The 11683-nt window shown below is 31.6% G+C and carries 13 protein-coding genes and 1 riboswitch; of the genes, 5 read left to right on the plus strand and 8 right to left on the minus strand.

All coding sequences use genetic code 11. The features are described from left to right. Positions 1–24 precede the first annotated feature (24 nt). Positions 25–720, plus strand: coding sequence for a hypothetical protein (locus Q0822_RS11295; protein WP_299123651.1), 696 nt, complete (start codon positions 25–27; stop codon positions 718–720). Between the two features lie 150 nt (positions 721–870). On the opposite strand, the gene Q0822_RS11300 is transcribed toward Q0822_RS11295, so the two are convergent. From Q0822_RS11300 to Q0822_RS11310, 3 genes are read right to left on the minus strand one after another with little or no spacing between them, the layout of a single operon-like run. Then, positions 871–2106, minus strand: coding sequence for a glycosyltransferase family 4 protein (locus Q0822_RS11300; protein WP_299123652.1), 1236 nt, complete (start codon positions 2104–2106; stop codon positions 871–873). A gap of 55 nt (positions 2107–2161) precedes the next feature. After that, on the minus strand, positions 2162–2854 hold the full coding sequence (locus Q0822_RS11305; protein WP_299123654.1) for a helix-hairpin-helix domain-containing protein: 693 nt from the start codon (positions 2852–2854) through the stop codon (positions 2162–2164). Further along, positions 2851–3282: a hypothetical protein gene (locus Q0822_RS11310; protein WP_299123655.1), complete on the minus strand. Its 432-nt coding sequence runs from the start codon at positions 3280–3282 to the stop codon at positions 2851–2853. The genes Q0822_RS11305 and Q0822_RS11310 overlap by 4 nt, the downstream gene beginning before the upstream one ends. 179 nt (positions 3283–3461) lie before the next feature. Here Q0822_RS11310 and Q0822_RS11315 point away from each other — a divergent pair, with 179 nt between their 5' ends. The 3 genes from Q0822_RS11315 to Q0822_RS11325 all read left to right on the plus strand — a co-directional run bounded on the left by Q0822_RS11315 (position 3462) and on the right by Q0822_RS11325 (position 5689). Beyond that, entirely contained in the window at positions 3462–4028 is a 567-nt protein-coding gene (locus tag Q0822_RS11315; protein WP_299123657.1) for an adenylosuccinate lyase, read from the plus strand. A 77-nt stretch (positions 4029–4105) separates the two neighbouring features. After that, a complete protein-coding gene (gene purB / locus Q0822_RS11320; protein WP_299123659.1) occupies positions 4106–5449 on the plus strand; it encodes an adenylosuccinate lyase in 1344 nt (447 codons plus the stop codon). A 12-nt stretch (positions 5450–5461) separates the two neighbouring features. After that, positions 5462–5689 (plus strand): hypothetical protein, encoded by a 228-nt coding sequence (locus Q0822_RS11325; RefSeq protein ID WP_299123661.1) that lies wholly within the window; start codon positions 5462–5464, stop codon positions 5687–5689. Between the two features lie 21 nt (positions 5690–5710). On the opposite strand, the gene Q0822_RS11330 is transcribed toward Q0822_RS11325, so the two are convergent. The 4 genes from Q0822_RS11330 to Q0822_RS11345 are packed head-to-tail and all read right to left on the minus strand — an operon-like array spanning position 5711 to position 7845. After that, positions 5711–6256, minus strand: coding sequence for a DUF4252 domain-containing protein (locus Q0822_RS11330; protein WP_299123663.1), 546 nt, complete (start codon positions 6254–6256; stop codon positions 5711–5713). Between the two features lie 4 nt (positions 6257–6260). Further along, positions 6261–6833: a DUF4252 domain-containing protein gene (locus Q0822_RS11335; RefSeq protein ID WP_299123664.1), complete on the minus strand. Its 573-nt coding sequence runs from the start codon at positions 6831–6833 to the stop codon at positions 6261–6263. Positions 6834–6854: 21 nt separating this feature from the next. Then, positions 6855–7349 (minus strand): hypothetical protein, encoded by a 495-nt coding sequence (locus tag Q0822_RS11340; protein WP_299123666.1) that lies wholly within the window; start codon positions 7347–7349, stop codon positions 6855–6857. After that, positions 7336–7845, minus strand: coding sequence for an RNA polymerase sigma factor (locus tag Q0822_RS11345; RefSeq protein ID WP_299123668.1), 510 nt, complete (start codon positions 7843–7845; stop codon positions 7336–7338). Before Q0822_RS11345 ends, Q0822_RS11340 begins: the two co-directional genes overlap by 14 nt. Positions 7846–8005: 160 nt before the next feature. Here Q0822_RS11345 and Q0822_RS11350 point away from each other — a divergent pair, with 160 nt between their 5' ends. Further along, positions 8006–9430, plus strand: a complete 1425-nt coding sequence (locus Q0822_RS11350; RefSeq protein ID WP_299123670.1) for a S41 family peptidase — start codon at positions 8006–8008, stop codon at positions 9428–9430. Between the two features lie 33 nt (positions 9431–9463). Here the strand turns inward: Q0822_RS11350 and Q0822_RS11355 are convergent, their stop codons facing one another. After that, positions 9464–11392 (minus strand): TonB-dependent receptor plug domain-containing protein, encoded by a 1929-nt coding sequence (locus Q0822_RS11355; protein ID WP_299123672.1) that lies wholly within the window; start codon positions 11390–11392, stop codon positions 9464–9466. A gap of 63 nt (positions 11393–11455) precedes the next feature. Continuing rightward, a riboswitch (cobalamin riboswitch) is annotated at positions 11456–11647 on the minus strand. Positions 11648–11683: the final 36 nt, after the last annotated feature.

Genomic DNA, 11683 nt, shown 5'->3' on the forward strand with positions numbered 1-11683 from the left:
AAGTTGTGCGTAATTTGAAAGAATATGAAGTTTTATTATATTTTTATTTTAATTGTATTCGTTAGTTCATTAGCTAATCAAGAAAGATTTTCCGATTTAAAAGAACGGAATTTCAAAGGTCCTGTTAAATCCATAACCCAATATAGATATAATCCAATCCAAAATAATGGAAACTGGGAAATAGACACAACAAATATTATAGCAATAACTAAATATTATGTAAATAGTTATGGTAATTTTACTAAAATAACCAAGCAATTCTTAAATAAGAAAACAAAGTCAAATCAAACTACTGTGTTCAAATTTGAGGATAGCAAAAAAAAATCATTTGTTAAAACTGATTCCACGGGTATAATAGAAAAAGGGACTTATGTTTGGACTTCTGACTATAATTATAATATGACAGTTTATGGGCAAGATAACATTCGAACTGAGACATCAACACAATTTGATAAAAGTTACAGAGATAAAAGCGGAAGTATTAGAGAATTTGTGAATGATTCTTTAACATCATATTATACTTATAATAATACATTAAATGATAATGGAGAGATAATGAAAACTGATTATAATTATGTGCATATCCATGCTTCAGGTTCGACTACATATGTAAATAAAGAATATGACGAAAACAATAATTTAACTCTATTAACCGCTATGAATCAAACATCAGGAGTTTTGTACTTCTCTATAATTCGTGAATTCGAATATTATCAATAAAGAACTACGCACAACAACGTGTATAATTCATTGCTACTACTCGCCTACTTACGAAAATCCTCGCGGATTTTCTATTTGGTGTGTATTTGCTAATTTAGTTGCTGAAACACGCAACGAACCATACACAAGACCGTTAACGAACCTTAAAAATTATAAATTCTTAGCCGCAATCCATTTACTCATATATTTAGTACTTTGCAGTGTTTGATGCTGTAATAAATTACCAATAAAGTTATTTTGACGATGTGTTTTTAAATTTGAACTCAGCTCAGTAACTCGTTCAGAAAAAAGAGTTTCAAAATCAGTTTTAATAAAGCGTTGATTCAAAATATTAAAACCGAGATTTTGCTTTCTATTCCAAGTTTCAGAAGTGTTATAAAGCTCTACTGCTTTTCTAGTAAACTCTTCAGGGCTACATGCTACAAAACCATTCGGTTCTAATTCACCAAACATGCCTTCTGAAGCAATACCAGACATTACACAAGGGGTTCCGTTTTGCATGGCATCGATTAGTTTACCTTTTAATCCTGCACCGAAACGCAAAGGTGCCAAACAGACTTTTGCATTTTGCATTACCTCATTAATATTATCAACAAACCCTTTTATTAAAAAACCTTCCTTGGTATTATTTAGTTGAGTTACTTTTTGGGATTCATAAGCTCCGTAAATATGTAATTCGGCATGTGGTAATTGCTTTCTAATTAATGGCCAAATCGTTTGCTTTAAATGTAAAACAGCATCATAATTAGGTGCATGTAAAAAATTACCAATAGTGATGAAATGTTCTCTGACTTCAAAATTTGGTAGTTGTGTTATTTCAGGTTTAGAGATTGGCTCTAATAAAAACGGTAAATAACAGAGTAAACTTTTATCTATTTTAAATTGATTCGTTAAAATATCTATTTCAGCTTCAGAAATTATTAAGCTTAGATCGCATCGATAAATGCTAGCTATTTCGCGTTTGGTAATATCGTTGTGCAAATGTTCTACAGAAACGTCTGCATTATCCTTTAAAGCCATTTCCCTTGCCTTTCTTAAGCCATGAAAATCTTCAGTATCTAAAATTCGTAATGCATTTGAGCATTGCTCAGCAACGCGCCAACCATATTGCTCTTCAGTCATAAAACGATCAAAGAGCACTACATCTGGATTTAATTCAGAAATAAAAACATCAAAAGATGAATCGTTTAAAAGGATAGATTTGGTTTCAACCGAAATACTATTTAAATCAAATGTATTATATGAAGTATTTGCTGCAGAAGCAAAAATCACCTCATAACCTTGATTTTGAAATTGATCTATCAACTGAAGCATTCTACTACCAGCCGCAGAACTTTTAGGTTCTGGCCATACAAAGCCAATAATTAAAAGGTTGCTACGAGACATAACAACCTTTTATTTGAAACTTACTAATACCTAAAAACCATCTAAGATGCATTTTTTAATTCTTTAAATAGACAAAACGCTCTAAACGCTTAAGCTCTTTATCATCTACATATTTACCTATTTCTTTTCTAAATTGCGCAAGATTTACGTATGGTCTGTATTCTTCAAATTCGTGCGCCATTTTTTTTCCAACACCTGGTAATGCCTTAATATCTTCATCAGATGCTGTATTTAGTTCTACAGGAACAAAAACGTAATTTAAATACCGTTCTACTTCGCTTTCATCTACATACTTGCCAATTTCTTTTTTAAATTGTTTTACACTGATATAAGGTCTATATTCTTCAAATTCGTGTGCCATTCGGTCACCAACTCCAGGAATCATCTTAAAATCAGCCTCAGCAGTAGTATTTAAATTAAATGGGACGAACACTTTTTTGTAAAGTTCCTCTTTATTTACACCTTCTAATAAGACATCCAACTTTTTCATATCTAGGAACGGTCTTTTTTCTAAAATCTGAGAAACTATTTCTGCAGAAAGCCCTAATGTATTTAAATCGGCCTCTGTAGCTAGATTAGCATTTAAAATGACATTAACTGCAGCATCTGATTCTACAGATTTGACTTCTGTCTCTTTCGCTTCAACGGTCTCGTTCTTTTCTTTTTCTACTTCAGTAGTATTTTTACAAGAAATAAATCCCGTACCTATTAAAACGAACACGACTAGTAACTTTGTTGTAATTTTCATTGTTTTTGATTTATGAGTTTTAAATATGAGTAACCTATTAATGCTAAAATTATCATACTAAAAGGAGCTAGTGCTGGCAAGGCTCCTGATAAGCTTTCACTAAATAAATCCCAATTATTTGCAGTTGGTGTCATCTCTATTTCGAACTCATAATTAGCAACAAGGTGCAAATAAACACCGTAAAAACCACTTAGTGCCGAAATAACAAGTATCACCTTAAATATTACTCTAATTAGTTTGGTTCTTATAAAAAACAAAATAATCAAAATTAACATAAGCGAACCTATACAAAGTATAGGAATGAGCTGTAATGCAGTTTCATAGTGATTTATTAGATATAGTTCTAATACTGTACCTAACATCATTATGATTAAAGTAAATAGAATAACTTTCTTTAAACTCAAATGCCTTACTTTATCTTTTCTCAATTAATATGAAGTTGTAAAATTACATACGAAACCTTAGAAATAAAAATTATTTAGATGAATTCTAAATAAAAATATAGTAGCTGATTTAATGAGTCACTTTCAAAATAATATTTTTCTTATTTTAGACCCTTAAACTCATATTATAACTGCTATAAATCTTAATAAAAGTACATTTCCTTTTGACAAAAGATGAACTATATAATAAATTAAACTATGTTAATCATTCTAGAGATAATCGAAGTTATTTTGCTGCTTTATTATTAGAGAATCCAGATTATATTCAGCATTTTTTGGACATTATGTTCATGGTAGACGATAAATCGTCGCATAGAGCAGCTTGGGTCTTTGAGTTTATGTGTGGGAAAAACTTAGAAGCTGCTTTACCACATTTAGATTATTTCACAAAAAATATGCATCGCGTTCATCATCATTCTGCAGTGCGTCCAGTAGCTAAAATTTGTGAATACTTGGCAAAAGCATTTTATTCCAAAACGGATACTTTAGATAAAGTAGTTCTTAAACCTATTTATCAAGAGCGCATCATTGAAGTTTGTTTTGACTACATGATTGGTCCTCAACACAAAATTGCACCCAAAGCATATTCCATGAATACTTTATTTTTATTTGGAAGAGATCACAAATGGATTCATCCAGAATTAGCTATTATTTTAGAACGCGATTTTCAGCTACAAAGTTCAGGTTTTAAAGCCAGAGCGAGACATATTTTGAAGAAGATTAAAAATTGATCAAAGACAGTTATCATTAGACTTTATACTTCTGACTTAGTTCACTATCTTTGGGGCTTCAAAATTTAAGTAAACAAATGGCACTTTCCGCACTAAACGCAATTTCTCCAATAGATGGTAGATATAGATCTAAAGTTGACGCTTTAGGAAATTATTTTTCTGAAGAAGCATTGATTAAATATCGGGTTTTAGTAGAGATTGAATATTTTATAGCCTTGTGCGAGTTACCATTACCTCAATTAGAGCCTGTTTCTAATTCGATTTTTGAGGATTTAAGAGCTATCTATAAAAACTTTACTGCTATTGATGCCTCTGCGATTAAAGATATAGAAAAGGTTACTAATCACGATGTTAAGGCTGTTGAGTATTTTATTAAAGAAAAGTTTGATGCTTTAGGCTTATCAGATTATAAAGAATTTATCCATTTTGGATTAACCTCTCAAGACATTAATAACACAGCAATTCCCTTAAGTATTAAGGATGCTATGAATGATGTTTATGTACCAGAATACTTTGCTTTACTAGAAAAAATTGAAGGATTAGCTAAGGATTGGGCAGACATTCCAATGTTAGCCAGAACACATGGACAACCAGCTTCTCCTACGCGACTAGGAAAAGAAATAGAAGTATTTGCAGTACGTTTAAAAGAACAATTTAATTTACTTAACGATGTGCCAAGTGCAGCCAAATTTGGTGGTGCAACAGGAAATTTTAATGCACACAAAGTAGCTTATCCTAATATTGACTGGAAAGCTTTTGGAACTCAATTTGTACAAGTAAAATTGGGATTACAGCACTCTTTCCCTACCACTCAGATAGAGCATTATGACCATGCGGCAGCTTTATTTGATGCTTTAAAGCGTATCAATACCATTATCATAGATTTTGATAGAGACATTTGGACTTATGTGTCTATGGATTATTTTAAACAAAAAATCAAAAAAGGCGAAGTAGGCAGTTCTGCGATGCCTCACAAAGTAAATCCTATTGATTTTGAAAATAGTGAAGGTAACCTTGGTATTGCCAATGCTATTTTTGAGCATCTATCTGCAAAGCTACCAATCTCTAGATTACAGCGCGATTTAACTGATAGTACAGTATTGAGAAATGTTGGTGTTCCTTTTGCGCATACTATCATAGCCTTTAAATCTTCTGTAAAAGGCTTAGGTAAATTATTACTGAACGAAGCTAAATTTGCACAAGACTTAGAAAATAATTGGGCTGTAGTGGCTGAAGCGATTCAGACAATATTAAGACGTGAGAGTTATCCTAATCCTTATGAAGCTCTAAAAGGATTAACAAGAACTAATGAAGCGATTACTCAAAGCTCTATTTCAAATTTTATTGATACTTTAGAAGTTTCGGATGCTATAAAATCGGAATTAAAAGCCATTTCTCCAAGTAATTATACTGGCATATAAACATTTGAATACATGAAATTTATTCCAACAACCAAAGATAGTATTGCTTTGACCTTAGCCACTATAATAGTACTCGGTCTGTTTACTGCAGGTTTGTTTGAAGTTCTTAATTACTTTATTGTAAAAGTAGTATTACTCCTAAGTTTTAGTGTTTTATTCATTATGGCTTTTGGATATGCCATTAAAAATGAGACAAAAAAAAATCGCCCTGAAGATATACTTCAAGACGATTCTCATTAACATTTAAATAAAATTGTCAGTTTATTTAAAAAAGTCCGTTAGACCATTAAGGTTTGTATCTTCAAATTTCGCATCCTTTAATACAGATTGTAACGACATTAATTTACCTGCATTCATATCATCACCTAAAATTCTAGCGATCATAAAGCCTCTATTTTTTGCATTGCCGAAAACAATAAGTTCATCGATGCTATCTACATCACCCAAAAACTTTACTACAAATTTTCCGTCTTTAGAATTTCCTCCTCGCATTAACTCTTCATATTTAGGATCTTTAAGTATCTGCTTTACATTCTCTAATTCTAATTTGTAGTCTTCAGCATCAGTGTCATCTTTAATATAGGTCAATACATTTAACTTATCTACAGAATTATATGCTTCGCGCTGTTCATCTGTCATTTCAACCTCTTCAACATTTATAAAACTTGTTGGTACATCAAATGATGCAAAACCTGGTTTTAGTTCATTGTCTACATAGTAAGTTTGTAATGTTGGTCCTTGGTTACAACTAGTAAAAGCTGCAACCAAAAACAACATCACGATTGATTTTTTGATTGATTGTATCATAGTTTTAATTTTTATTTTCGCCTGCTTTCTTCAATTGCTCACCTCCTGGAATATCCATAGAGTTTGTGATTTTAGATATTTGTCTTAAATCAATATCACCTGTTAATGATAATAAGACAGTTTCAAATTCACGTTTTTCACCATTAATTTCAATGTTTTGTCCTTTGGTCATTTCCTTAAGTCCACTTACAAACATTAATAATTCTTTTACATGATTTTCGTCTTTACCTTCTTTTACGTAAAACTTAACGGTTTGCTCTCCATCCTTAATACGCATTAATTCTTCAAGGTCAGATGATTTTAAATATTTATTTACAGTTGCTTTCATCTCTGCTGACACTTTATCATCACCTGTTGTAAATACTTTAAGACCTGTTATTTTCTTAACCATGTCCATATATTCTTGAGCCTCGGGATCGTCCATATCTATGTCAATACTAGCTATCATGCTAAACATTTTCTGATTTACTATCACAGAAGCTACTTCTGGCATATCTTCGAATTTATCGAAAATACTCTGAGCTCCAGATAACATTGGTGCTACAATTAGCGCGATTATTACTATTACTTTTTTCATAATTTCTTTACTTTTTGTGTGTTACTTGTTTTTAAAAATTTTATTTGTTGTTTTAGAAAATTCACTTAATCTAACAGCTCCTTCAATACCTTGATTAAAATTATCAGATACGAGCGCTAATGAATTAAGCTGTTGCTTACCTTCATTCATTCCTATTGAAACAAGCTTAAAAGCTTCCATTGTTTTAGTATAAGCTTCTTGTTCTTGTGGACTAAGGCTAGCAAATGTTTTACTTTCACCTTGCCAATTTGGAATAAAAATGCTAAGCATAAGAACGGCAACAGCTGCGACAGAAATCCACTGATATAATCTAGTTTTCTTAGTGTTTAATGGAACGTCTTTGGTGTACTGCTCTTGTTGTGATACAGAAAAGTATTGAAACATTGGTTTGTAATGCTCTAAATGAGGCGCTACATTATCGCTAGCGAAATAAGCCTTTAATTGTGCTTCTTCTTTTAACGTTGTTTCTGCGTTATTGTACTTTTCTATTAATTTTTCAATACTATTTAATACCATATCGATGTGTATTAGTCAATTTTTCTCTTATTGTTTTTCGTGCTCTAGATAAGGCTACTCTGATAGCTGTTTCATTCATGTCTAGCATTTTAGAAATTTCAGCAAAATCGTATTCTTCAATATCTCTTAATTGCACTATTATTTTTTGTTGTTCTGGAAGGTCTTCCATTATTTTAGAAACCCAGTCCATACTATCTCTAGCTTCAACTTGTTTTTGCAATGACGAACTGTTATCAGTATAGTTACTGTGAACAATTTTCAAATTCTGAGCTTGTTTCGATTTTAATCGGTCCAAGCAAAAATTCTTTGTCATTGTCATAGAAAAGGCTTCAACATTTTTGTATTCACCAATTTTCTGTTTATTCTTCCACAATTTCAGTAATATTTCTTGTGTAGCATCTTCAGCTTCTTCACGAGAAACGAGTAATCGTTTTGCTAAACGAAATACTTTATCCTTAAACGGCATTACTAAGCTTACAAAATCTGCCTGCTTCATTACTTTTGGTTGATTGGTAAAATCGGTTTTTAGTCGCTTTCAATATTACGACGATACACATTACAATTTGTTACAAAGTTTTTTTATTTATAATAATGTAAGTAAATTTAGAGTTTTACAGACAGATGTAAAAAGATTGCTATTTATAAAAGAAAAAGAAATGAAAAAGATTAAAACATTGTTATTGGCTTGTGTTCTACTATTATCAGTTACAAGCTGTTTTGAAGATTTTGATGATAATTTTATTGTTGCTTCCACATCAGAAATTAATGATTTTGTATGGAAAGGCATGAACGTTAATTATTTGTATAAATCTGAAATTCCGAATTTAGCAAATGACAGATTTACTTCTAATGAAGAGTACACCGAATATTTAAATGATTTTGACGCGCCAGAAGATTTATTTGAGTCTTTAAAGTATTTACCAGAATCAGTAGATCTATTTAGTAGAATTTATAGCAACTATTTTGATTTACTTAATGCGCAGCAAGGAACAAGTTTAAGCAATGGTATTGAATTTAATTTATATTTTGTACCAGGAAGTGAGACTGAAGTATTTGGGGCTATTACCTTAGTATTGAATAATAGTGTTGCTGATAATTTAGGACTAGAGAGAGGCCAAATTTTTAGAGCTGTTAACAATGAAGAACTTACTACAGATAATATTACTGATTTATTGACTACTGACTCTTATACTTTAAATTTTGCTGATTATAATAATAATGGCACATCAGAACCTGAGGATGATACCATCACTTTAAATGGCGAAAGTGCAGAACTTACCAAAGTAACTTACACAGAAAACCCAGTTCATAAAGTAGAAGTTATTAATTTAACTCCTTCTATTAAAATAGGATATTTAATGTATAACCGGTTTAACAGCAGTTTTAACAGTGAGCTAAATGCTGCATTTGGTGAGTTCAACGCTGCTGGTATAAGTGACTTGGTTATAGATTTGAGATATAATGGTGGTGGCTCAATACAAACAGCTGCTTATTTAGGAAGTATGATTACAGGGCAATTTACTGGTGAAGTATATTCAAAAACATTCTACAATGAAGACTTACAAAATTTAAATACAGATTATCTTTTTACAAATACAATTGAAGGCGGTGGAGCTATCAACAGTCTTAATCTCTCTAAGGTTTATGTTTTAACCACCAATAGAAGAACGGCCTCAGCGAGCGAATTATTAATTAATAGCTTAAAACCTTACATAGAGGTTATTGTCGTTGGAGAAAATACAGTTGGTAAAACACAAGCGTCCCTCACAAGGTATGATTCACCAAATTTTGCATTTGAGAATGTAAATCCTAGTCACACATACGCTTTGCAACCTTTAGTAGCAAATTCTACAAATGTTAATGACCAACTTGTTCCTAATAGTGGATTAATTCCAGATATACAAATAACCGAATCACCTAGTACTTTTGGAACTCTCGGAGATTTAAATGAACCTCTTTTAGCCACAGCTATAGTAGATATTCTATCAGCAGATCGTCCTCTTAATCGATTTAATCAGAATTTCACTCTTTTTAAAATAAATAAAACGCAGCCCTTAGAGCAAGATATGTATATAGATTAAAGAAAAAGCCGCTAAAAGCGGCTTTTTCAATATTTACAACATAAGATTAAACCCTAAACTAAATCCCCTTCCTCGTGTTGCAAAACCAAATAATTCTTGGTACTCTTCATTGAAAATATTTGTAACATTAGCAAAAAATGTCATTTTATTATTAATGATTTTATGACTTATATAAAAATCTAGTAATCCATAAGATTGTAAAGTGACAGGATCATTTTCAAACGTTGTATTATTAAATACTACATCTTCTCTCTCATCATTAAACTGATAAGACAAACTTATTACTGTAACATTGCATAACTGATAATCTATACGCGTATTTACTTTTATTTCAGGAATTCTAAGGCTTAAATCTTCATCTAACTTTGTATAAGAAGCATTAAAGTTAATATTTAAGGTATTTGTAAGCTTAGCTTGTGTAACTAACTCAAATCCACTAGCCGTAAACGATTCTTCAATATTTTGATATTGAAATACAAAACCACCTGTGTCTATAAAATCGATAAAACTATCTTCATTTCTATTAAAATACACTAAACTAAATGTCGCTTTGTCTTTAATAGAAACTTCTGCACCTACTTCAATGGTTTGATTTTCTTCTGGTTGTAAATCTACATTTCCGTAACTAGGCTCAAACAATTGAAATAATGACGGAGTAATAAATGCAGTACTGTAACTTGCTAATCCTTTAATATAACCAAAATCTAAATCTACTTTATATGAAGGATTTAAGCTATAAACTAAATGACTACCATATTCACTATGATTATTTATACGGAGACCAGCATTTAGATTCAATCCAAAATCCGAAACATAAACCACATTAGCATACGGATCTGTTATTTTAAATTGCGCTTTTTCTGGATCAATCGCTTGACTAAATTCCGTTTCACCAAAAGGAATTGAGAAGCTCTCCATTTGATTATCTTGATAATTAACACCTATAACAGTGTAAAACTCATTACTAAAGTTATAGCGATTAAAAGCGTCGACAACAATATTCTGAGCATTAAACATAGACGGAAAACTCGATTCTATCTCGCGTTCTACATCACTATAAGCTGCATTTATAGTAAAACTACCCTTGTTATATTTAAACTCTGGTGATACACCAATTCTATATTGTTTAGAATATGATACATTATCCGCATCCATCATTCCAAAACTATCATCAAACTCAACTTTAAACCTATCAAAACTAGCATAGGTATTGAGCTTAAAAGTGTTATTAAACTTATAGCCTAACTTTATATTTCCATTGTAACTATTAAAAGCATCAGACTCTGTTCCACCTTTAATGGCAGATAAACCATCGGTAAATTGGTGACCGAAACTTGCTAAATAATTGAATTCTCCCATACTACCATTAACAGAAATACTATTTCTAAAATCTTCAATGGCATAATTGTTTTCATCTGAAGATTGATTGGTACCAAGTGCACTTCTTAAATTTAAGTTAAAAGCCTTTTTGGAAGCCTCTTTCAACTTGATATTGATAACAGCCGTTGCTGCACCAGTTCCATAAAGCGTACTCGATGCGCCTTTAAGAATTTCGATGGATTCTACCTGGTCAGCATTTAATAAGCGTAAATCATAATCATTAGCAATTTGAGATGCATCAGTGACCTGAATACCATCGATAAGCACTAAAACTTGTCGATTTCGTCCACCACGAATAAAATAACTAAGGTTTTGACCTGCATTACTGCGAACGCCATTAACCTCCACCCCTACAGTTCTTCCTATAATTTCTGCAATAGATTGCCCTTGTAATTTTTCTAAATCTTCTGATGTAATTTTGGTAATCACCTTGCCAGAATTTTCGCGTTTTAGCACAAATCTAGAATCAGTTACAACAACTTCATCTAACTTTTCAACGCTTATTGAATCCGTCTTTGTTTGTGCAATACCAGTTGTAAGCATACCTAATCCTAGCATGCAAAACAATTTTGTTTTGTTCATTTAAATTTTTAATTGCTCGAGAACATACAGCGAACCATACGTAAACTTTTATCCCGAAAGTTTGACTTCTATGTTGAAATTGGCAGGTCTCCTGACTTGCGTCTTGTTATTGGTCTTCCCAGATAAACATCCAGTGACATTGAAGGTAATAACAAGCTTTACAGCTTACAGTTGCGGGAACAGTTTTGGATTTTAACCAAATTCCCTTTTAATCCATTCGGTGTAACGAATAGAACCTAATTTCAGGACGAAATTAAACATTATGTTTAATGTTTCACTCAAAACTTTAAA

The sequence above is a fragment of the uncultured Winogradskyella sp. genome (assembly GCF_947496485.1).
Classification (GTDB): domain Bacteria; phylum Bacteroidota; class Bacteroidia; order Flavobacteriales; family Flavobacteriaceae; genus Winogradskyella.